This window comes from Haemophilus haemolyticus (assembly GCF_003493605.1).
Classification (GTDB): Bacteria; Pseudomonadota; Gammaproteobacteria; order Enterobacterales; family Pasteurellaceae; genus Haemophilus; species Haemophilus haemolyticus_J.
Genome location: NZ_QQKA01000001.1, coordinates 224,814 through 246,595 on the forward strand (window position 1 = coordinate 224,814; position 21,782 = coordinate 246,595).

General features: G+C 37.7%; 21 protein-coding genes. 8 read left to right on the forward strand and 13 right to left on the reverse strand.

What is annotated here, in order from left to right; genetic code table 11:
* Positions 1-33: 33 nt before the first annotated feature.
* The 10 genes from DV424_RS01105 to DV424_RS01150 form a co-directional block, all read right to left on the reverse strand.
* Entirely contained in the window at positions 34-1,374 is a 1,341-nt protein-coding gene (locus DV424_RS01105) for a replication-associated recombination protein A (RefSeq protein WP_118858767.1), read from the reverse strand.
* Between the two features lie 60 nt (positions 1,375-1,434).
* Positions 1,435-2,052 carry an outer membrane lipoprotein periplasmic chaperone LolA gene (lolA, locus tag DV424_RS01110; protein ID WP_118858768.1) on the reverse strand — a complete coding sequence of 206 codons (618 nt, stop codon included), beginning with the start codon at positions 2,050-2,052 and terminating at the stop codon, positions 1,435-1,437.
* Between the two features lie 17 nt (positions 2,053-2,069).
* On the reverse strand, positions 2,070-4,844 hold the full coding sequence (locus DV424_RS01115; RefSeq protein WP_118858769.1) for a DNA translocase FtsK: 2,775 nt from the start codon (positions 4,842-4,844) through the stop codon (positions 2,070-2,072).
* Position 4,845: 1 nt separating this feature from the next.
* Positions 4,846-5,325 carry a leucine-responsive transcriptional regulator Lrp gene (gene lrp / locus DV424_RS01120; protein WP_005644818.1) on the reverse strand — a complete coding sequence of 160 codons (480 nt, stop codon included), beginning with the start codon at positions 5,323-5,325 and terminating at the stop codon, positions 4,846-4,848.
* A gap of 122 nt (positions 5,326-5,447) precedes the next feature.
* Complete coding sequence (gene radA / locus DV424_RS01125) at positions 5,448-6,824, reverse strand: DNA repair protein RadA (RefSeq protein WP_118858770.1); 1,377 nt, start codon at positions 6,822-6,824, stop codon at positions 5,448-5,450.
* A 125-nt stretch (positions 6,825-6,949) separates the two neighbouring features.
* Complete coding sequence (locus DV424_RS01130) at positions 6,950-7,987, reverse strand: CYTH domain-containing protein (RefSeq protein ID WP_118858771.1); 1,038 nt, start codon at positions 7,985-7,987, stop codon at positions 6,950-6,952.
* A 323-nt stretch (positions 7,988-8,310) separates the two neighbouring features.
* On the reverse strand, positions 8,311-9,027 hold the full coding sequence (locus tag DV424_RS01135; protein WP_192880617.1) for an HvfC family RiPP maturation protein: 717 nt from the start codon (positions 9,025-9,027) through the stop codon (positions 8,311-8,313).
* On the reverse strand, positions 9,017-9,937 hold the full coding sequence (locus DV424_RS01140) for an HvfB family MNIO-type RiPP peptide maturase (RefSeq protein ID WP_118858772.1): 921 nt from the start codon (positions 9,935-9,937) through the stop codon (positions 9,017-9,019). Before DV424_RS01140 ends, DV424_RS01135 begins: the two co-directional genes overlap by 11 nt.
* A 77-nt stretch (positions 9,938-10,014) precedes the next feature.
* Positions 10,015-10,302, reverse strand: coding sequence for an oxazolone/thioamide-modified RiPP metallophore HvfA (gene hvfA / locus DV424_RS01145; protein WP_118858773.1), 288 nt, complete (start codon positions 10,300-10,302; stop codon positions 10,015-10,017).
* 38 nt (positions 10,303-10,340) lie between these two features.
* Complete coding sequence (locus DV424_RS01150; protein WP_005632470.1) at positions 10,341-10,781, reverse strand: HvfX family Cu-binding RiPP maturation protein; 441 nt, start codon at positions 10,779-10,781, stop codon at positions 10,341-10,343.
* Positions 10,782-11,003: 222 nt separating this feature from the next.
* Here DV424_RS01150 and DV424_RS01155 point away from each other — a divergent pair, with 222 nt between their 5' ends.
* The 7 genes from DV424_RS01155 to DV424_RS01185 all read left to right on the forward strand — a co-directional run bounded on the left by DV424_RS01155 (position 11,004) and on the right by DV424_RS01185 (position 17,498).
* On the forward strand, positions 11,004-11,684 hold the full coding sequence (locus DV424_RS01155) for a TIGR00153 family protein (RefSeq protein WP_105888754.1): 681 nt from the start codon (positions 11,004-11,006) through the stop codon (positions 11,682-11,684).
* Positions 11,685-11,708: 24 nt separating this feature from the next.
* A complete protein-coding gene (locus DV424_RS01160) occupies positions 11,709-12,971 on the forward strand; it encodes an inorganic phosphate transporter (RefSeq protein ID WP_118858774.1) in 1,263 nt (420 codons plus the stop codon).
* A 65-nt stretch (positions 12,972-13,036) separates the two neighbouring features.
* Positions 13,037-13,648: a TIGR04211 family SH3 domain-containing protein gene (locus DV424_RS01165; protein ID WP_118858775.1), complete on the forward strand. Its 612-nt coding sequence runs from the start codon at positions 13,037-13,039 to the stop codon at positions 13,646-13,648.
* A 6-nt stretch (positions 13,649-13,654) separates the two neighbouring features.
* On the forward strand, positions 13,655-14,911 hold the full coding sequence (locus tag DV424_RS01170; RefSeq protein WP_118858776.1) for a multifunctional CCA addition/repair protein: 1,257 nt from the start codon (positions 13,655-13,657) through the stop codon (positions 14,909-14,911).
* A 64-nt stretch (positions 14,912-14,975) separates the two neighbouring features.
* Positions 14,976-15,596, forward strand: a complete 621-nt coding sequence (lolB, locus tag DV424_RS01175) for a lipoprotein insertase outer membrane protein LolB (protein ID WP_338153041.1) — start codon at positions 14,976-14,978, stop codon at positions 15,594-15,596.
* Positions 15,597-15,607: 11 nt separating this feature from the next.
* Positions 15,608-16,549, forward strand: coding sequence for a 4-(cytidine 5'-diphospho)-2-C-methyl-D-erythritol kinase (ispE, locus tag DV424_RS01180; RefSeq protein WP_118858833.1), 942 nt, complete (start codon positions 15,608-15,610; stop codon positions 16,547-16,549).
* Position 16,550: 1 nt separating this feature from the next.
* Positions 16,551-17,498, forward strand: a complete 948-nt coding sequence (locus DV424_RS01185; protein WP_021035314.1) for a ribose-phosphate pyrophosphokinase — start codon at positions 16,551-16,553, stop codon at positions 17,496-17,498.
* A 63-nt stretch (positions 17,499-17,561) separates the two neighbouring features.
* Here the strand turns inward: DV424_RS01185 and tyrS are convergent, their stop codons facing one another.
* The 3 genes from tyrS to hmrM all read right to left on the reverse strand — a co-directional run bounded on the left by tyrS (position 17,562) and on the right by hmrM (position 21,068).
* Positions 17,562-18,749: a tyrosine--tRNA ligase gene (gene tyrS / locus DV424_RS01190; RefSeq protein WP_111695526.1), complete on the reverse strand. Its 1,188-nt coding sequence runs from the start codon at positions 18,747-18,749 to the stop codon at positions 17,562-17,564.
* A 199-nt stretch (positions 18,750-18,948) separates the two neighbouring features.
* Positions 18,949-19,665 (reverse strand): DNA/RNA nuclease SfsA, encoded by a 717-nt coding sequence (gene sfsA, locus DV424_RS01195; RefSeq protein WP_118858778.1) that lies wholly within the window; start codon positions 19,663-19,665, stop codon positions 18,949-18,951.
* Between the two features lie 8 nt (positions 19,666-19,673).
* A complete protein-coding gene (hmrM, locus tag DV424_RS01200; protein ID WP_118858779.1) occupies positions 19,674-21,068 on the reverse strand; it encodes a sodium-coupled multidrug efflux MATE transporter HmrM in 1,395 nt (464 codons plus the stop codon).
* A gap of 42 nt (positions 21,069-21,110) precedes the next feature.
* Here hmrM and ribE point away from each other — a divergent pair, with 42 nt between their 5' ends.
* Positions 21,111-21,725, forward strand: a complete 615-nt coding sequence (gene ribE, locus DV424_RS01205) for a riboflavin synthase (RefSeq protein ID WP_118858780.1) — start codon at positions 21,111-21,113, stop codon at positions 21,723-21,725.
* Positions 21,726-21,782 lie beyond the last annotated feature (57 nt).

A 21,782-nucleotide genomic window follows, 5' to 3' on the forward strand; every position in this document is an offset into this window, starting at 1 on the left:
TTCATTCCATTCTTAAAAAATCCCAAATTGAGATTATTTATACCGTTTTTTCACCGCACTTTTATCTTGCTCACGTAATCGTTCTAGTTTTTCCTTAATCTGAATTTCCATACCTCTATTTGTCGGAAAATAATATTGAGTGTCTTTTAATTCAGGCGGGAAATAATTTTCACCTGCCGCATAAGCGTTAGGTTCATCATGAGCATAACGATATTCAGCACCATAGCCAAGCTCTTTCATTAAATTAGTCGGCGCATTGCGTAAATGTGGTGGAACATCGTAATCGGGCAAATCTTTCGCTTGCTGTTTTGCAGTGTTAAATGCGGTATAAACGGCATTACTTTTTGGCGCTACCGCAAGATAGATAATGGCTTGGGCAATGGCTCGCTCCCCTTCATAAGCCCCGACTCGCGTAAAGCAATCCCATGCAGCCAATGCGACTTGCATAGCGCGAGGATCTGCATTTCCCACATCTTCTGAAGCAATGGCAAGTAATCGGCGCGCAACATATAAAGGGTCTCCACCCGCTGTTAAAATTCGTGCATACCAATACAATGCAGCATCTGGTGCAGAACCTCGAACAGATTTATGTAGCGCAGAAATTAAATCATAGAAACGATCACCTTGTTTATCAAATCTCGCTTGGCGTTCGTCTAAGACTTCTTTTAATAAAGTGCGGTCAATTTTCTTTCCATTTTCCGTTTCATCTGCCATATCCACCATTAATTCGAGGAAATTCAAGGCCAATCGCGCATCCCCATTAACATATTCGGCAAGTACTTGCAGTAAATTCTCTTCTAAAATTAACCGCTCTTTACCCAATCCACGTTCGGGATCTTCTACGGCTTGCTGCAAAACTTGTTCAATTTCAGCAGTTGTGAGTGATTTCAGCACATACACTCGAGCACGAGAAAGCAACGCATTATTTAGCTCAAAAGAGGGATTTTCTGTTGTCGCCCCAATGAAAATAACCGTTCCGTCTTCAATGTGCGGTAAAAATGCATCTTGCTGGCCTTTATTAAAACGATGGACTTCATCCACAAATAAGATAGTTTTACGATCCGCAAGACGATTTTGTTTTGCACGATCAATCGCTTCACGAATTTCTTTGATGCCACTCGTCACCGCAGAAATTCGCTCAACTTCAGCATTAATACGTTGGGCAATAATTTCTGCGAGCGTTGTTTTTCCCGTACCTGGAGGCCCCCAGAAAATCATAGAATGAATATGCCCAGCTTGAATAGCTTTACGCAGCGGCTTACCTTCACCAATAAGATGAGTTTGCCCAAAATACTGCTCTAGACTCGTTGGACGCATCTTGGCTGCCAGTGGACGAAAATCATTTTCGGCAAAATCAAAATTGAGATTAGACATATTTATTTCTCACAAAATTGAAGGGCGTATTTCTACGCCCTTATTTAAAATAATCATTTGTTATTTTTTACGTTGGTCATCCACTTCAACTCCTTTTTCTGGCTTGAATTGGAACAAGCTATCAGACAAGGTTTGATTCGTAATATTACGTAAAACATAAAGATTGGTTTGCCCATCTTTCTCTGTCGTACTGAAATTTCTTAATACGCCATTTGCATCGACGCGAATATCAAATTGCTTGATATTACTTTTTGAAGATTTGGGTTTCAATACGAAAGTATCCACTTGTTGCATGACCGAATATTGATCCCAATGGCTTTTATCATTACTTGTAAGCAAGACAAAAGGGGTGTTATTTACCGCATCTTTCACCCATTGTGCTGTTACTTGTTGCACAAATGGATCGTAGAACCACAAGGTTTTACCATCAGAAATAATCTGGGTTTCTTGAGGAGTTTTAGTATCCATACGGAATAAATTTGGGCGTTTAATTTGAAGTTTGCCACTTCCCTGTTGAACATTTTTGCCACTTCCAGAAGTCACTGTCTGCACAAATTCAGCGCTTAACACATCGACTTTGGCTAAACGCATTTGCAATTCACTTGCCGCATCAGCCAATGCCAAATTACTCAAACCAAGTAAGGCAAGTGCGGTAAATTTTAACGTTGTTTTTTTCATTTTACTTTCCTTTTAAATTAATATTCCGGACGACGCGATAAAATCTCACGCTTACCATTTTGCATTGGGCTAACAATTCCTTGTTCTTCCATTTGATCCATAATACGAGCGGCTCGGTTGAAACCCACGCTGAATTTACGTTGAATAGAAGATACTGAGGTTGTACCGGTATTAATAACAAAATCCATTACTTCATCAAAGAGTGGATCTAATTCCCCACCGCTTGATATCCCTTTTTCTGAACTTTCCTCATCGTCAGCGCTTTCTAAAATGCCATCGATATAATCCGGTTTACCACGTGCTCGCCAATCATCCGCAATACGAATAACTTCATCATCACTCATAAAGGCACCATGAACACGCACTAAATCTGATGAACCTTGCCCAGAATAAAGCATATCACCACGACCTAAAAGGGCCTCTGCCCCACCTTGATCAAGAATAGTGCGTGAGTCAATTTTACTTGCAACGGTAAAGGCAATACGACTTGGGATATTCGCTTTAATTAAACCGGTAATCACATCGACAGAAGGACGTTGTGTCGCTAAAATTAAATGAATGCCGATAGCTCGCGCTTTTTGTGCTAAGCGAGCAATGAGTTCTTCAATTTGCTTACCCGCTACCATCATTAAATCAGCAAACTCATCGACAATAACCACAATATAACTCAATTTTTTCAATGCAGGTGGCATTGCATCCATTGTATCGCCAGGTCGCCAAATTGGATTTGGCACTGGCATTCCCATTGCTTCGTATTCATCAATTTTTTCATTAAAGCCTTCAATGTTTCGTACGCGTAAAGCTGAAAGCAACTGATAACGACGTTCCATTTCATCTACGCACCAACGCAACGCATTAGCGGCTTTTTTCATATCCGTTACAACTGGTGTCAGTAAATGCGGAATATCATTATAAACAGAAAGTTCGACGACTTTAGGATCAATCATAATAAATTTCACATCTTCTGGTTGAACACGATAAAGTAAACTTAGAATCATCGTATTCACACCAACAGACTTACCTGATCCCGTAGAACCTGCTACCAATAAATGTGGCATTTTTGCTAAATCAACAATGACTGGTTTGCCACTAATATCTTTACCTAAAGCAATAGGTAAAGTTGCCTTGCTATCACGGAATTCATTGCTATCTAATACATCACGTAATGGCACCATTTGACGATGAAGATTTGGGGTTTCAATACCAATATAAGGTTTACCTGGAATAACCTCTGCCACACGAATAGAACGAAACATCAATGCTCTTGCTAAATCGGTATCGATGCTCGTGACTTTTGACGCTTTCACCCCAGGTTGTAATTCTAATTCATAACGCGTAACAACAGGGCCAACAAGCACATCTTTTACGCTGGCTTTTACATTAAAATTGCGTAATTGTTGTTCAATACGTTGAGACGTTTCAAAAACTTCTTCTTGCGTAATATTTTGTTCCACTGCTGGATGTTTTGATAATAACTCTAAACTTGGTAACGGTGTACTAGGCTTTTCACGTTTAGTTGTTTGCTGTTGGAATGCAGGATGAATCAAGCTACCGCTATAACCTTTATAGTTAGGCGATTCTTCTTGACTTTTGTCTAATTGAACATCCCTCATATCATCCTGTAAGGATACGTTAAATTTTAATTCATCATCACCCAAACGGACTTTTTCATCAGCTTGAACATCAAAATTATTATCCGCCATTTCCGTATTCAAAGATTCATGAGTCGGTTTTAATGAAACTGTTGGCATTTCATCATTTGTAAGCAAGGAAATCTTAGTAAAATCATCCGCACTTTGATTCATTGATACATCATCCTGAACAGCAGGCTTTATCGGTTTATTCCACACTGGCACAAAATCATTTTTACTTACTATTTGTCTATGTAAATCACTCGATAAATTCACGCTAGGTAATGCTTCAGATTCAAACTCAAGAGAAAACTGAGTTTTTACACTCTCTTCAGGAGAAACTTCATATTCTGACTTAATAGAAACCTCTGGATTTAAACCATGAATATTAATTAAATGCGAAGGATGATTAACTGAGTTGTTGTCTTCTTCCTCTAAAGACGATTTTTGAGTTTCAATCTCACTATTTGGTTCTACATTAAGATTATTTTGATCTAGATTTTCTGTTTCTGAACTATCTGATTTTACAATCACGATTTGCTCTAATTCTTCCGTTGATATTTCTTGCTCAACACTTCCTTCCTGCTCATTTTTCATTGTCAACCAATGATAAAAGGCCACAATCAGTCGAATTAATGAGGCTCCAGAGCAAAAAATAAAACCGATTAAAGCAAATGTAAAACCAATTAAAACTGCTCCGAATTTACCTAATGCTGGATAAAGCCAATTTACAACAAGTGAACCGCCCAATACGCCACCACTTAAATAAAAGGCATTGCTTTGCAAAAGCAACATACTCATTACGCAAAGCCCAATAATCAACATGGTAAAGCCAAAACCACGTAAAATAATTCGAGTACAGGAAAGGTTTTTAACCGCTTTTGTTTTCAATAAATAGACAGGTACAAAAAAAACTGTAAAAGGAATAATATGGGCGACATAGCCTAAGAAAACAAAAGAAAGATCAATAATCCACGCACCAAATGCGCCGACTTTATTAATTGTTTCACCATGCGCACCAGCCGTTGCCCAAGAATTATCAAGCGGAGTATAACTTGACCAAGCAATAATTAAATAAAGCCCGAAAAGTGCGGTCAATCCAAGCAAAAGTTCAGCTAAATACTGTCTTGGTGTAAATCGTTCTGTTATTTGTTTAATCATATTATTTCAATACAAGGAAATTGGTTTGTTTTACTTCTTCCATCACAACATAAGTGCGAGTGTCGTTTACACCAGGTAAACGCAATAATGTCGTCCCCAGAAATTTTCGGTATTCAGCCATATCGGCAACACGAGTTTTTAATAAATAATCAAAATCGCCCGATACCAAATGGCATTCTTGAATTTCTTCCAACTCTTGAATCGCAGCATTAAATTCCTCAAATACGTCAGGTTTTCCACGAACTAACGTAATTTCCACGATCACAAGCAAAGGCGCTTCCAATAATTCAGGATTCAACAACGCACGATATCCCATAATTACACCTTGTTTTTCTAGACGTTTAACACGTTCTAAACAAGGCGTAGGTGAAAGCCCTACTTTTTTCGACAAATCAATATTAGAAATTTTACCGTTGCGTTGTAATTCATTAAGAATTTTTATATCAATCGCATCCAGCGCTTTATTCAGTTTTTTTTCCATTTTCTTATTTTTCTTTGAATAAAAAGTATGTTTATTTTAACAAATTTTGCTAACATTTTCAGTACAACGGAATTAGATAATTCATTTCCATTGAGTCTATTAATTATCTCTAATGGAAGTATTTAGAAATTATCCAATACAGCTAGCGCATCGGAAAGTTTCTTCACCGTAAAAACTTGCATATTTTCGACCGCACTTTTTGGTTTGTTGCCAAAAGGAACAATCGCGCGTTTAAAGCCATGCTTTGCCGCTTCACTAATACGTTCTTGCCCACTTGGAACAGGGCGAATTTCTCCCGCTAATCCAACTTCGCCCAAAATCACTAAATCTTGTGGCAAAGGGCGATTACGAAAACTAGAAATTAATGCAAGCAACAAAGCCAAATCCGCACTTGTTTCACTCACTTTTACACCACCAACGACATTTACAAAGACATCTTGATCAGCCATTTGTAAACCACCATGTCGATGTAACACCGCCAATAATAGTGCTAAGCGATTTTGCTCTAATCCCACCGCAACACGGCGAGGATTTGCTAGCATTGAATGATCCACCAAGGCTTGAATTTCAACTAAAAGAGGACGAGTGCCTTCCCAAAGTACCATAACGGAGCTGCCCGATGTAATCTCATCACCACGACTTAAAAAGATCGCCGATGGATTTTTTACTTCTCGCAAGCCTTGCTCGGTCATACCAAATACGCCTAATTCATTCACCGCACCAAAACGGTTTTTATGGCTACGCAAAGTTCGATAGCGAGAATCGGCTTCGCCTTCTAATAGTAATGAACAGTCAATCGCATGCTCTAACACTTTCGGCCCAGCAAGGGTTCCGTCTTTCGTTACATGCCCCACCATAATAATGGCGACTTGGCGGGTTTTCGCATAACGAGTGAGGAAAGAGGCGCATTCTCGCACTTGTGCTACACTTCCTGGCGATGATTGAATATCCGCTAAATGCATTACTTGAATGGAATCCACCACTATAATTTGCGGTTTTAACTGATCCGCCAAATTACAAATCTGTTCCACGGAGGTTTCTGACAACATTTTTAATTGATCGTTTGGTAACCCCAATCGACTTGCACGCATCGCAACCTGTTGTAATGATTCCTCTCCCGTCACATAAAGTGCGGTCATGTTTTTCGCTAAACCACACATGACTTGTAATAACAAGGTACTTTTCCCTGCACCAGGATGCCCACCAATTAAAATCGCACTTCCCGGTACGATCCCGCCGCCCAGTACGCGATCTAACTCATTAAAGCCACTGGAAAAACGTGGTGTTTCTTGCAAACTAATTTCAGATAGCGTTTGAATTTTTGCCTGAGTTTCACCCGCGTAGCCACTGAAACGATCATTTTTTGATTTTGCCGTGGAAATTAACCGCACTTCCGTGATTGTATTCCATGCTTTACAAGCAGAGCATTGCCCTTGCCAACGAGAAAACTCTGCACCACAATCGTTACATACATAAGCTGTTTTCAGGGCTTTAGCCATTTTTTATCCTTCTCATCCTTTAACCGAGTATTCATATACCTACAACTAAATATCATTATATTATTCAGGGCAAGCTTACATAATGCCTAGAAGTATAGCTTACCCATTTGCACGGTTGATTCGCATTACGCTGAAAATCTCATTAATTTGATCATTCGCTCAAAATAAACTCGACTTTTCAAAAGTGCGGTCAGTTTTTCAATAGTTTTTTCATTGTCTTTCGTTTCACTATGAAAACGAATCAAATCACGGATTTCAGCAAAAATTTTCTGATTGCTTTCTAACAGTTCTGGTAATAGCGTTTCTTTTTGTTTCTCTGTTACCACTGCTTCTAAGATTTTTCCATTTTCATCATAATAATGATAAAGATTAAAAAATGCCCCTACTCGCTCGACTGTTTTCATAAAATCTTGGCTAAAAAGTGCGGGAGAAAAGGATAAGGTTTCTTCCAAAAGTTTCTGTTCCATTTTCAACACGGAATTAAATTTTACACAAAAATCTATTGCACTTTCTTCTCGTTCTTCTTTTAAGAAATCACGCCATTTATTGAGCCAATCCGTCAAAAATTGTTTTGAACCTAACAAATAACCCCGCTTCGCTTTACTTGCACTACTAAAATAAATATCTCTTTCGAAAGGCAAAGTTTCCACAAAATCAAAAAGATCCTGCACATTGCCAGATTTCAATTCAAACTCAATTTCACAAATAGGCTGCTTAGATTCGCCTGCAATAATTTTGCCTTGATCGAACGCCACTTCAATTTTGGATTGTTGAAATTCAACTAACCAAAAAGTGCGGTTAAAATCTGTGGAGAAAATAGGTTGTAGTGTAGAACTAGGTAATTGTTCAAAAGGATAAAGTTCTCTTAATTGGTCATTGGTTGGCGTTTCTTTTTCAGTTAATGGTAAATTATATTCTGGACGACTATGCAATCCACCAACAACTTCGCCGTTAGTTTTAAGCGTTAATGTAAGTTCCTGATCTTCTTGACGAATACGTAATCCCATCTTTTGTTTAGCAAGAAAATGATCGGGATAATCATAATAGGTGTTACTCAAAAATAAATTTTGATGTTCTAAAATCGTAAATTTTGCAAGATATTGTGGCAATTCAATACCTATTTGTGGCGAAATCGCCAATTTTAATTCAATTTCTTGTAGCATAATATTCCTTACTTAAATTAACTGTTTAAATATACAATACAATAAAAATAAATCAAGATTTTTGTGGTGTTTTACTTTACATATTAAATAGCTATAAATGAATTTTTATTTATTGTGATTAAAATATTGCGACTTTTAAATAAAAAAATAATCCGAAAAACATAAACAGATTTCATCGGATAATATTGATAATTTTAAATAACAAAGCCAGATTAAAATGTGAATATTTACTAATCTAAATTAGCAATAATTGTGAAATGTCAATTAAAATAAGTAAGATGAAAATATGAATATTTTCATCTTACTCAGCATTTTCAAAAATTTTATCTTTGTTCGGGGTAAATTACTTCAGATGTAACCCATTTCATCCATAGTTGCTCTAATAATGGGATTATTGACGTAGTATCTTCAACCATTGTATTAAGAGCAGACAAAACATTTTCTAATGAATTTGGTTGTTCTTGTAGATAACTTAACAACCAGTAATCTAACTCTGAAAGGATTTGTTGCTGAATCCTAAAATCACTATCACGCCATATAATAGCTTGAATTGGCGTGTCATCAAATTGTTTAAAGTCACTTGATAAAAAATCAACGTCATAACTTTTTAAATAAGCTGCGCCAGATAATTGCATTACGCTATGTCTATTCCACTCAAATTTTTCAGGCACTTTGGCTAAAGAAACTTCTGCGAGTAATTGTGTATTTTCAAAATCCATCAATGCCAATATATTTGTATCAAATATCTCTTTTTCTTGACAAAACAAGAGAAATTCTCCTGCAATATCTTGGAAATAAGGAGAATGGGCATTACCATTTTGCACAAAATTTTCTTTAGCATTTTTCCAATACTCTGGCTCAATATGCAATGGTGCTTCAACAAAACAACGATCAATAAAACCAAAAGCATTATTACGAACTAAACGTGTATATACCGCTAAACGGTTTGCAGCATAACCATTTAAAGGATCTGCATTACCTAACCGAATAGCATTTGCCAATGCTTGCTGAGTTTCTTTCAATGATGACTTAGGCTGCATAAGACATTACCTCTGTGTGAGCGTATTTTTGCTGTAATTGTGCAATATGCTCAACTTCGGCGTAAAGTTCTGCAAATGGTGGGAAGTTGAAATCACGCTCCAATAATGTTGGGGGAATCGTAGGTAGTCGTTGATAGGCATATTCGAGTAAATCCCATACAGTGCCTTTTACAGCTTCTCCGTGTGTATCAATTAATAATTCAGGTAAATGGCGATATGCTCCTTTTACTTTATTAAATGATTCATCTGCTGAATTCTCTACAACTTGTGCAGCAGAATGTTCTTCATCGTGCCCTGCAATATGAATGTAATTAACACGTTTAACATCCACTTGATCTAAAAAGACATAAGGATCAAGCAATCCGTGATTAACACCATTAACATAAATATTATTCACATCTAAATGAATACCACAATCAGCCTCTTGTGCAATAGCATTTAAAAATTCTACTTCATTCATTGTGCTAGTGGGAGAGTGTAAATAATAAGAGGTGTTTTCTAATGAAATTTGTAATCCTAAAAAATCTTGCACATAGCGGATTCTCTGAGCTACGTGTTTTACAGCTTCTTCTGTAAATGGCATAGGTAATAAATCATATAAATGCCCTTCACATTCACAATAACTCAAATGTTCAGAAAAAAATGTCGAATTATATTGAGTCATTAATGCTTTAGTATTTTTTAATAACTCGCGATCAAGTGGTGCTTGCCCGCCTAATGAAAGTGATAATCCGTGTACCGCAAGTGGATATCTTTCAGCTGCCTGATCAAATTTATAACGAGCGGCTCCCCCCATTTTTACCCAATTTTCTGGAGCAACTTCCATAAACTGAATCGCATTATTTGATGATAAATTCAAAAAATCATCCGCTAAATCTCGACGATACCCTAATCCTGCACCTTGTAACATAATTATTTACTCCTTTTAATACAACACTGGTGTAAACTTACACCAGTGTTATGTATGGCATCTAGATTTAAATACGATTATTTAGAACCGCATTTACCTTCGCCACATTTGCCTTCAGCAGCTTTCGGTTTGCTCGCACCGCATTTACCCTCGCCACATTTACCTTCAGCAGATTTAGCTTTGTCTGCACCGCATTTACCTTCACCACACTTACCTTCTGCTGCTTTCATTTTGACACATTTATCGCCCACGCAAGGTGTTGCTGTATTCTCAGTATTGCTTGACTTTGATTCAGCCTGTGCTGCTGTCGCTACTGCCATCGTTAATGCACTTGCTAATGCTGTTAATGTTGCTAATTTTTTCATTTGAATAATCTCCTAGAGTTTGAATTTTGAATAAATAATTAGAGAAATTTCAACCAGCTTTTAGTTGGATAAACCTTCTTAATAAGCGTGTCTAAAGAGAGTTTCCCCGCTCCCTGCGTAATTAAGATTAATAAAGTCACCACATAAATCAATGGTAATTTATAACCATTATCACATACGTTATAACCTGAATCGGCGTGAATGCTATACCACGCGACAGAGATTAAAATCGTTAAACTTAATGCACTAAAACGTGTTAGCACCCCAAATATCAGCAAAAATGGGAAAATTAATTCTGATCCCATTGCAACGTGCCAATTAATATCAGCTGGAATAAGATTAAATGGAAAAGGAAAACGATCTTGTATTTCAGCGAACCAATTTTGTCCATTCCATTTTTCTAATCCTGCCTCAAAGAACTCCCACGCGAGAAAAAGGCGTAAAATCAATAAACTTACGCCACTGCCGATACCTTGCATCTTACAATCCTTCATTTTTTTACCTTTCAAATTTTCTCGCTTTTAAAGCGAAAAGTGTATTGAGTTACTTATCTTACCACACTAGGAAATATTACCCAGTTATTTAGTTAGTCGAAGATAAACCTTTTTTCTTACAAATTTTTTTGAAAAATTTTAACTATCAACAAAAATCGGGTAATATGCACACGAATTTTTAACCCCTTAATTTGGAGTAAATCACTTATGGCAATGAATAATATTCTCGGATTATTTGCCCATTCGCCTCTCAAACCGTTACAAAAACACTCTGAAAAAGTGACCGAATGTAGCGATCTTTTGATTCCTTTCTTTCAAACGACTTTCTCAAAAGATTGGGAACAAGCGGAAGAAAAACGCTTAGCAATTTCTCAATGTGAACGTGAGGCAGATAGTTTAAAACGGGAAATTCGGTTGAAATTGCCACGTGGTTTATTCTTACCTATCGACCGAACTGATTTATTAGAATTAGTCACGCAACAAGATAAACTTGCCAATTATGCCAAAGATATTGCAGGCCGTATGATTGGACGACAATTTGGCATTCCAGAAGAAATGCAGGACGAGTTTTTGCATTATGTAAAACGAAGTTTAGATGCTATTCATCAAGCCCACCGAGTAATCGAAGAAATGGATAAGCTATTAGAAACAGGTTTTAAAGGTCGTGAACTCAAATTAGTCAATGATATGATTCAAGAACTTGATTCAATTGAAGATGATACAGACCAAATGCAGATTAAATTGCGTAAAATGCTTTACACTATCGAAAGCCGTTATAATCCAATTGATGTAATGTTCTTATATAAAATTATTGAATGGGTTGGCGTTTTGGCTGACCAAGCACAACGTGTTGGCTCGCGTATAGAATTAATGCTCGCGCGTTCATAATCAACAAAACATAGGAAATAAACTATGGAAATTATTAGTCAATATGGTTCTTGGTTGGTGTGGATCACAGCAGCCTTTGGCTTTTTTATGGCATTCGGAATTGGAGCGAATGATGTCTCAAATTCAATGGGAACATCCGTAGGATCTGGTACTGTAACAGCCAAACAAGCAATTATTATCGCATTAATTTTTGAATCTGCTGGTGCCTATCTAGCTGGTGGTGAAGTAACAGAAACCATTAAAAGTGGTGTAATCGATCCAATGCAATTTGTCGATACGCCAGATATTTTAGCTCTAGGTATGCTTTCAACCTTATTTGCATCGGGTGCTTGGTTATTTATTGCAACCAAAATGGGATGGCCAGTTTCAGGGACTCATACGATCATTGGTGCAATTATTGGATTTGCCTGTATTACGATTGGTCCTGGCGCAGTAGATTGGTCAAATATTGGCAGCATCGTTGGTAGCTGGTTCATCACGCCTGTCATCGCAGGAATTTTGGCTTATGCAATCTTTGCAAGTACGCAAAAACTTATTTTTGATACCGAACAGCCATTAAAAAATGCACAAAAATATGGTCCTTATTATATGGCGATTACCGTATTTGTGCTTTGTATCGTAACAATGACAAAAGGTTTAAAACACGTTGGTTTAAATCTTTCAGGTAAAGAAACACTACTTATTTCACTTGTTATCAGCCTTATTGGCATGCTATTTTTCCACTTCTATTTTAAAAGCAAAACCTTCACTCAATCAGCAAACAAAGGCACTTTTGGTGCAGTAGAAAAAGTCTTCAGTATTTTAATGTTATTAACCGCTTGTGCGATGGCTTTCGCTCATGGTTCAAATGATGTAGCCAATGCAATTGGTCCACTTTCAGCGGTTGTATCAATCGTTGAACAAGGCGGTAAAATTGTTTCAGGTGGAGCCTTAACTTGGTGGATTTTACCCTTAGGTGCATTAGGTATTGCTGTGGGCTTAATTACTATGGGACAAAAAGTGATGGCGACTGTTGGATCTGGGATCACCGATTTAACCCCAAGCCGTGGCTTTGCTGCTCAATTTGCTACTGCGATGACCGTTGTCGTGGCATCAGGTACAGGCTTGCCGATCTCAACAACTCAAACTCTTGTTGGGGCAATTTTAGGTATCGGTTTTGCACGTGGTATCGCAGCACTCAATTTAACGGTTATCCGAAATATCATTAGTTCTTGGATTGTCACATTACCAGCAGGTGCATTTTTCGCCATCATTATTTTCTATGTGCTAAGAACTATCTTTAATTAATTGATCTCAATAAAAAGTGCGGTTAATTTTAACCGCACTTTTGTTGTGATGTTTAAGGGGAAAAAATGAAAAAGATATACAAAGCCTTAATCTCATCTTTACTTTTAAGCACATCAATAAATGTTGCTTATGCGGAAACCCAATATGTTACTGAAAATCTAAGCACGTTTTTACGTCGCGGTGCTGGCGAACAATTTAAAATTGCAGGTTCAATTCAAGCAGGCGAAGCGGTGAATGTATTAGATCGCCAAGGAAAATACACACTCATTCGCGACAATAAAAATCGTGAAGCTTGGATTTTAAATTCAGACTTAAGCAACACACCAAGTAGTAAAGAAGAAAATCCAAAATTAAAAGCTCAAGTTCAAGAATTAACCTTAAAACTTAGTCGTTTAGATAGCGATTGGCAACAACGTACCGTCGAAATGCAGCGTCGAACCAAACAAGCTGAGCAACAAAGTGCGGATCTTTTAGAACAAAATTCTCAACTGAAACGTGAACTTGAAATGACCAAAAATAAAAATCGTGATTTAGAAGCAATGCTTGATGCAGGTAAACGAGAAATTGCGATCCAATGGTTTATTTATGGCGGTTCAGTATTGGGCGTAGGCTTACTCTTCGGCTTGCTTATTCCTTATGTATTACCAAAGCGTCGCCGTCGCGATGGTTGGGCATAATCACAAATGAAAATTTATTTAGTTGGTGGGGCTGTTCGCGATCAATTATTGGGGTTACCAGTAAAAGATCGTGATTGGATTGTGGTAGGCGCAGACCCCGCTACTCTACTCTCTCTCGGTTATCAACAAGTAGGCAAAGATTTTCCAGTTTTTCTCAATCCTAAAACAAAAGAAGAATATGCGCTTGCCCGAACAGAACGTAAAGCTAGTGCAGGTTACACGGGCTTTATTTGTGATTTCTCCCCAACAATTACATTAGAACAAGATTTAATTCGACGAGATCTCACTATTAACGCCATGGCTCAAAGCGAAGACGGTGAAATTATCGATCCTTATGGCGGAAAACAAGATTTAGAAAATCGAATTTTACGCCATATTTCTCCCGCTTTTTCAGAAGATCCTTTACGAGTATTACGCGTAGCACGCTTTGCAGCCCGTTATCATTCTCTCGGTTTTAAAATCGCATCGGAAACATTGGCTCTAATGGCAGAACTTGCCCAATCGGGAGAATTACAACATCTCACGGCGGAACGCGTTTGGCTAGAAACAGAAAAAGCCTTAAACGAAAAAAATCCTGAAATTTATTTTGAAACTTTACATAAAACAGGTGCATTAAGCGTTTTATTTCCTGAAATCGATGCCCTTTATGGTGTGCCAAATCCTGTAAAACATCATCCCGAAGTGGACAGTTTTATTCATACCATGTTGGTATTAAAACAAACAGTTCATTTAACTGAAAATAACCATAATCTAAACAAAAGTGCGGTTCGTTTTGCCGCCATTTGTCACGATCTTGGCAAAGCTCTTACGCCTCAAAATATTCTTCCCCATCATTACGGACACGAGCAAGCTGGCATAAAACCGACTAGATCATTGTGCAAACGCTTGAAAGTCCCAAGTTATTTTCAAGAACTTGCAGAACTAACTTGTGAATTTCACACGCATATTCACAAAGCCTTTGAGCTTCGAGCTGAAACCGTCATAACGCTGTTTAATCGTTTTGATGTGTGGAGAAAACCTCAACGCTTTCAAGAATTTCTACAAGTCTGTCTAGCTGATACTCGAGGAAGAACAGGTTTTGAAAATAAAGACTATCCACAAATAGATTACATCAATCAATTATTACAAGCGGCAAATGAAGTAGATGTGCAACAAGTTATTGCAGATGGATTTGAGAAACAAGCAATCAGAAATGAATTGACGAGACGAAGAATCTTAGCAGTTAAACAAACAAAAGCGAATTACCAAAAAATTAACAAATAAAAGTAACTTTACTCAATTAAACTAAATCCTTAAAATATGCGAGCTTATTGACTTGATGAATAATATGAAAACGTTTAAATTTCTTACCGCACTTTTTGCCACTGCTATTCTAACCGCTTGTACATTAGATATGGATCGACCTACAAATGTGCAATATATTGATAAAACAGATGCGATATGGCAGCAGCATTTACAACAGATTCAAAAAATTCAATCCTATCAAGCTAAAGGACAAATTGGTTATATCAGTCCTACAGAACGTTTTTCTAGCCGCTTTGAATGGCAATACCAAAATCCAAAATCTTATACGCTTAAACTCTATTCTTTAATCAGTAAATCTACCCTTTGGATTCAAATGCACCAAAGTGGGATGACAATTTCAGATAATAACGGTAATCAACAATCTGCAGCCAATGCCAAACTACTATTACAAGAGATCATTGGCATGGATGTGCCATTAGAACATTTAGCTTATTGGTTGAAAGGCGAACCAGCAATTAATGCAGATTATCAAGTGGGTACCAACCATTTACTTGGTGCATTTACTTATCATGTGGATGGCTCTCAATGGACAGCAGATTATCTCACTTATCACTCAAACAATTCGATGCCTGAAAACATTCTGCTAAAAAATGACAGCACGAAACAAACTTTAAAAATTCGCGTGGATGAGTGGATTTACTAATGAATACATTAATGAAATCACATCAATTTTCTACCGCACTTTGTCAAAATACAACACAATCAAATGGGAAGTCATTGCGCTTCCCTAGCCCAGCCAAACTAAATTTATTTCTTTATATCAACGGAAAATTGCCGAACGGATACCACGAATTACAAACGCTTTTCCAATTTTTAGATTTCGGCGATTGGTTAGAAATTAGTATCCGTGAAGAAGATAATCAAATTGTTTTAACCCCAGAAATTCCAAATCTAAAAACAGAAGATAATCTAATTTATCGAGCTGCAAAACTTTTACAAGAAAAAGCCAATATTCAATTTGGTGCAAATATTCATTTAGATAAAATTCTTCCAATGGGAGGCGGTGTTGGTGGCGGTTCATCCAATGCAGCAACCGCATTAGTCGCGTTAAATTATTTATGGCAAGCCAATTTATCCATTGATGAACTGGCAAAATTAGGATTAACTCTAGGCGCGGATGTGCCAATATTTGTACATGGACAGGCTGCTTTTGCTGAAGGTGTCGGGGAAAAAATCACTTATTGTGAACCTACCGAAAAATGGTTTGTTGTATTAAAACCCGATGATTCCATATCAACAGCTGTCATCTTTCAAGATCCAAATTTACCACGTAATACGCCGAAAAAATCCCTGGAACAACTTTTGAGTGAACCTTATAAAAACGATTGCGAAAAAGTTGTGGTAAATCATTATTCAAACGTTGAAAAAGCGTTAAACTGGTTGCTACAATATGCGCCGGCAAGATTAACAGGAACGGGAGCATGTGTTTTTGCTGAATTTGATAATGAAGCAGAAGCGCAAGCGGTATTTAGACAAAAACCAGAAGCATTTTTTGGCTTTGTTACGAAAGGACTCAATGTTTCTCCCTTGCACGCAATGTTGAAGCAGCTATCATCAATTCATATTCATCGACAATCTAAACCTGAGGTTTTATAAAATGCCTGACATTAAACTCTTCGCGGGTAATGCAACACCTGAACTTGCAAAACGTATTTCTGAACGTTTATATATTTCGCTAGGCGATGCGACTGTCGCACGTTTTAGCGATGGAGAAATTCAAGTTCAAATTAATGAAAATGTGCGTGGTGCGGATGTATTTATCATCCAATCAACTTGTGCGCCAACCAATGATAACTTAATGGAATTGATTGTGATGGTAGATGCGTTACGTCGAGCATCTGCTGGTCGTATTACTGCCGTCATTCCTTATTTCGGCTATGCTCGCCAAGATCGTCGTGTTCGTTCTGCTCGTGTACCAATTACTGCTAAAGTTGTAGCAGATTTACTTTCAACTGTTGGTATTGACCGCGTATTAACCTGCGACCTACACGCAGAACAAATCCAAGGTTTCTTTGATGTTCCCGTAGACAACGTATTTGGTTCTCCAGTTTTAATTCACGATATTTTGAAAAAATCTGATCTTGAAAACCCAATCGTAGTTTCCCCAGATATTGGCGGTGTTGTACGTGCTCGTGCTGTGGCTAAATTATTAAACGATACGGATATGGCTATTATTGACAAACGTCGCCCTCGTGCAAACGTAGCACAAGTAATGCATATTATCGGTGATGTTGCAGACCGTGATTGTATTTTGGTGGATGATATGATTGATACTGGCGGTACGCTTTGTAAAGCGGCTGAAGCATTAAAAGAACGTGGTGCAAAACGTGTATTTGCTTATGCAACTCACGCCGTTTTCTCTGGTGCAGCAGCCAAAAACTTAGCCAGCGATGCCATTGATGAAGTTGTTGTTACCGATACTATTCCTCTATCAGAAGAAATGAAAGCAATCGGTAAAGTCCGTGTATTAACACTTTCTTCTATGTTAGCAGAAGCCATTCGCCGAATTAGCAACGAAGAATCTATTTCTGCGATGTTTAACTAAATTAAAATTTCGATAAAAAATACCGCACTTTTATCAGCTAAGTGCGGTATTTTTTTACCTATTTTATTCAACCGTTACACGCGCAAATTTTCGTTTCCCCACTTGGTAAACATTTGTGCCTTTTGGTGCATTGTCTTTTACGTTATCGACTTTTTCTCCGTTGATTTTCACGCCGCCTTGTTGAGCAGAGCGAATTGCTTCTGAAGTGGAAGGAACAAGTCCCGCTTCTTTTAATAAAGTAGCTAAACCTATTTCGCCAGAAAACGTAAATTCAGGCATTTCATCAGGCATTGCGCCTTTTTGGAAACGATTAATAAATTCTTGTTCTGCAGCGTTTGCTGCCTCTTCATTGTGGAAACGTGCAATTAATTCTTTTGCTAATAAGATTTTTACATCACGTGGATTTTTGCCGTTTTCTACTTCCGATTTTAATTGTGCAATTTCGCTTAATGGGCGGAATGAAAGAAGGTTATACCAATTCCACATGAGTTCATCGGAAATGGACATCACTTTACCGAACATATCGCTTGGTGCTTCTGTTACGCCGATATAGTTACCAAGTGATTTGGACATTTTTTTCTCGCCGTCTAAGCCAACGAGTAATGGAAGTGTAATTGCAACCTGTGGTTTTTTGCCTGCTGATTTTTGTAATTCACGGCCAACAAGTAAGTTGAATTTTTGATCTGTACCGCCTAGTTCCACGTCTGCATCTAATGCAACAGAATCATAGCCTTGCAGTAATGGATAAATAAATTCATGGATGGCAATAGGTTGGTTATTGCCAAAGCGTTTTTTGAAGTCGTCACGTTCAAGCATACGCGCAACGGTGTAGTTGCTTGCAAGACGAATCATACCTTCCGTACCAAGTTTGCTTAACCATTCAGAGTTGAAGACGATTTTGGTTTTTTGTGGATCGAGAATTTTATAAATTTGCTCTTTATAGGTTTCAGCATTGCGCAATACATCTTCACGGCTAAGTGGAGGACGCGTGGCATTTTTGCCTGATGGATCGCCCACCATTCCAGTGAAATCACCAATTAAGAAATAGACTTCATGACCGAGTTGTTGAAATTGACGTAGTTTGTTTAATACAACAGTATGCCCTAAATGAATATCTGGTGCGGTTGGATCGGCGCCTAATTTTACTTTTAATGGGCGATTTTCTTTCAGTTTTTCGATTAAATCCGCTTCTGAAAGGATTTCATCAGTACCGCGCTTTAGTTCCGCGAGAACGGTATTAATGTCAGTCATTATTATTTCCTAATTATGTTTTTTGAAAGGTTTTATTATAGGGATTCTTGGCAATTTGTGAATAAAAAAAACGCCTATTTGTGGGGAAATAGGCGGGAATGTTGGAGTGATTATCTAATATTGTTGTTGGAATGATTAGATGATAATTGTTATCAATAACCTTGTCAATAATTAAATGAAAATAATTCTCAAAAAAATATTATTTTATATAAGGCATCGATTCTGTTAAGGAAAGTGCGGTGGGAATTCCATTAGAAATTTCAAATTTACCTGCATAAGCATAGGCTTCAACGCCTTGCTCCATTGCTTCTTTTAATAAGCGATCATATTCAGGATCGATATATTCTGCGATTTTGAAACGATCAAAACCATTATGTAACCCAGCAAATAATACCACTGCGCGATGACCTTGTTTTTTCATTGCGAGTAATTCGCGGACATGTTTTTGTCCACGCATAGTCACAGCATCGGGGAACATGCCTAAATTTCCTTTCACTAAAGTGATTGATTTCACTTCCACATAACAATCGGGTAAGCCTTCACCTTTCAGTAAGAAATCAATTCGGCTGTTTTCTTCGCCGTATTTCACTTCTGGATAAATTTCATCATACATTGCCAATTCTTTGATTTGCTTATTTTGCAGTGCTTCAAAGACAAGCTGATTGGAACGATGCGTATTGATACAGCAAAGTTGCCCATTCGCAAGTTGAGAGAGTTCCCAAGAATGGGGATATTTGCGGGTTTGGCTATCAGAATGTGAATACCAAATTGTGTCTCCTTTTTCACCGCAGCCAGTCATCGCACCTGTATTGGCGCAATGAATTGTCATCACATCACCAGTTGGTAGTTCAATATCCGCAAGAAAGCGTTTGTAACGACGAATTAATTTTGCCGATTGTAAAGCTGGAAGTTGCATAAAGTTCCTTATTTGAGTTTTTCTAAACGTTGTAAAATGGCGCTGTCACTCATGGCTTGCATTTTTTTCATTCTCAAAGAAAGCAAGATTGCGGCGAAAGTGAGTGAGACCACAAAGGCAATCCAGAAACCTTTTGCATCAATGTGTGGCACAAGCCAATCTGTACGGCCGAGTGTGTAACCCAGTGGCACACCAATTACCCAATAAGAGAAAAGGGTAATATATAAAATAACTTTAGTATCTTTATAGCCCCGTAAAATGCCGCCAACCACCATTTGGACGGTGTCTGAAAATTGATAAAGTGCGGCAAATAATAATAAATTTGCCGCCATGGCGATGACAATTTCATCGGTTACGAAAATAGAGGCAATTTCATAACGGAAGAAAATCGTAATTAATGCGGTAATGATTGTCACCGTTAGCCCTAATAATAATGCGGCATAGCTCATTTTTTTCGCATTTTGTGGAGAGCCAGAACCCAATGCTTGTCCGACTAAAATCGTTGTTGCCATACCAATTGACAGGGGGAACATAAAAATGAAAGAGCTGGTATTCAATGTAATTTGATGGCTCGCCACAATGGTTGAGCCTAGCGGAGAAAGCATTAACGAAGTGAGGGCAAATAACGCCACTTCACAACAAAGTGCAATAGCAATGGGCAAGCCTAAACGCAGTAGTTTTTTAAGCGTTTTGGGATTCGGCATTTCAATTAATTGGCTAAATACTTTTAGCGAGCGTTCTTGAGTATTCGTGTAGGAATAGAACATCATCATTAAGCACATTGCCCAGTTCACAATCGCTGTCGCAATACCACAGCCCACTGCACCAAAAGCAGGCATGCCAAATTTTCCATAAATAAAAATGTAATTAAGCGGAATATTCAGCAGTAAACCTAAAAAGGTAATGACCATTGCAGGCTTGGTTTTGGCAATCCCATCATTTAAACAGCGAAAATTAATCAGCATCAAATAAGCAGGCAATCCCCACAACATCGCATGTAAATAATCACGTGCTAAATCTGACATTTTGCTTTCCATTTGCATATATTGCAGCGGAATTTCACAGAAATAAATCAGCAAACCTAAAGGAATACTTACGCCTAACACAATCCAAATGCCTTGGCGAACTTGGTGGGCAATGCGATGGCGTTGGCCTGAACCGTTTAAATAAGAAATAGTCGGAGGCAGCGCTAATAATAAGCCTTGACCGAAAAGCACCAATGGCATCCAAATAGACGCGCCAACAGAAATGGCAGCCATATCAGTAGAACTTACTCGACCTGCCATAATGGTATCCGCTAATCCCATTGAGTTTTGTGCGATTTGCGCTAACAAAATGGGTAAAGAAATTTTAATTAATTTTTTAATATCAGCGTGATATTGGGATAAAAGACGAAAATTCATAAATTTGATATACTAAGAAAAATTTTTAGAAAAGGAGAAAATATGTTTACTGGAATTGTACAAGGCACTGCGCCTATTCATTCAATTACAGAAAAGGCTAATTTTAGAACACAAGTGGTAAAATTACCACCTGAAATGCGTAAAGACTTAGAAATTGGCGCATCGGTGGCAAATAACGGTGTATGTTTAACCGTGACTGAAATTAACGGCGATCTTGTTAGCTTTGATCTCATGCAAGAAACCTTAAGAATTACGAATCTTGGCTTGTTGAAAGTAGGTGATAATGTAAATATCGAACGAGCTATGCAAATGGGAACAGAAATTGGCGGACATTTATTATCTGGTCACGTCTATTGTACGGCAAAAATTTCAGACATTATTGCCAGTGAAAACAACCGACAAATTTGGTTTGAACTGCCAAGCGCAGATGTAATGAAATATATTTTAACGAAAGGATTTGTTGCCGTAGATGGTATTAGCCTCACTATTGGTGAAGTAAAAGGCACGCAATTCTGTGTGAATTTAATTCCTGAAACTTTGCAACGAACTTTAATGGGGCAACGTAAAGTGGGCGATATCGTGAATATTGAAATCGATCCACAAACACAAGCCATTGTGGATACAGTGGAAAATTATTTAAAAGCGAGAAATTTATAGTTTATTGAAATAAAAAGAGCGGTTAAAAAAACACAGAATTTTTTAACCGCTCTTTTG

What these genes read in the sequence shown, in the direction of transcription:
- DV424_RS01105 (WP_118858767.1), bottom strand. Translation starts at nt 1,374, where the DNA reads ATGTCTAATCTCAATTTTGATTTTGCCGAAAATGATTTTCGTCCACTG.
- lolA (WP_118858768.1), bottom strand. Translation starts at nt 2,052, where the DNA reads ATGAAAAAAACAACGTTAAAATTTACCGCACTTGCCTTACTTGGTTTG.
- DV424_RS01115 (WP_118858769.1), bottom strand. Translation starts at nt 4,844, where the DNA reads ATGATTAAACAAATAACAGAACGATTTACACCAAGACAGTATTTAGCT.
- lrp (WP_005644818.1), bottom strand. Translation starts at nt 5,325, where the DNA reads ATGGAAAAAAAACTGAATAAAGCGCTGGATGCGATTGATATAAAAATT.
- radA (WP_118858770.1), bottom strand. Translation starts at nt 6,824, where the DNA reads ATGGCTAAAGCCCTGAAAACAGCTTATGTATGTAACGATTGTGGTGCA.
- DV424_RS01130 (WP_118858771.1), bottom strand. Translation starts at nt 7,987, where the DNA reads ATGCTACAAGAAATTGAATTAAAATTGGCGATTTCGCCACAAATAGGT.
- DV424_RS01135 (WP_192880617.1), bottom strand. Translation starts at nt 9,027, where the DNA reads ATGCAGCCTAAGTCATCATTGAAAGAAACTCAGCAAGCATTGGCAAAT.
- DV424_RS01140 (WP_118858772.1), bottom strand. Translation starts at nt 9,937, where the DNA reads ATGTTACAAGGTGCAGGATTAGGGTATCGTCGAGATTTAGCGGATGAT.
- hvfA (WP_118858773.1), bottom strand. Translation starts at nt 10,302, where the DNA reads ATGAAAAAATTAGCAACATTAACAGCATTAGCAAGTGCATTAACGATG.
- DV424_RS01150 (WP_005632470.1), bottom strand. Translation starts at nt 10,781, where the DNA reads ATGCAAGGTATCGGCAGTGGCGTAAGTTTATTGATTTTACGCCTTTTT.
- DV424_RS01155 (WP_105888754.1), top strand. Translation starts at nt 11,004, where the DNA reads ATGGCAATGAATAATATTCTCGGATTATTTGCCCATTCGCCTCTCAAA.
- DV424_RS01160 (WP_118858774.1), top strand. Translation starts at nt 11,709, where the DNA reads ATGGAAATTATTAGTCAATATGGTTCTTGGTTGGTGTGGATCACAGCA.
- DV424_RS01165 (WP_118858775.1), top strand. Translation starts at nt 13,037, where the DNA reads ATGAAAAAGATATACAAAGCCTTAATCTCATCTTTACTTTTAAGCACA.
- DV424_RS01170 (WP_118858776.1), top strand. Translation starts at nt 13,655, where the DNA reads ATGAAAATTTATTTAGTTGGTGGGGCTGTTCGCGATCAATTATTGGGG.
- lolB (WP_338153041.1), top strand. Translation starts at nt 14,976, where the DNA reads ATGAAAACGTTTAAATTTCTTACCGCACTTTTTGCCACTGCTATTCTA.
- ispE (WP_118858833.1), top strand. Translation starts at nt 15,608, where the DNA reads ATGAAATCACATCAATTTTCTACCGCACTTTGTCAAAATACAACACAA.
- DV424_RS01185 (WP_021035314.1), top strand. Translation starts at nt 16,551, where the DNA reads ATGCCTGACATTAAACTCTTCGCGGGTAATGCAACACCTGAACTTGCA.
- tyrS (WP_111695526.1), bottom strand. Translation starts at nt 18,749, where the DNA reads ATGACTGACATTAATACCGTTCTCGCGGAACTAAAGCGCGGTACTGAT.
- sfsA (WP_118858778.1), bottom strand. Translation starts at nt 19,665, where the DNA reads ATGCAACTTCCAGCTTTACAATCGGCAAAATTAATTCGTCGTTACAAA.
- hmrM (WP_118858779.1), bottom strand. Translation starts at nt 21,068, where the DNA reads ATGAATTTTCGTCTTTTATCCCAATATCACGCTGATATTAAAAAATTA.
- ribE (WP_118858780.1), top strand. Translation starts at nt 21,111, where the DNA reads ATGTTTACTGGAATTGTACAAGGCACTGCGCCTATTCATTCAATTACA.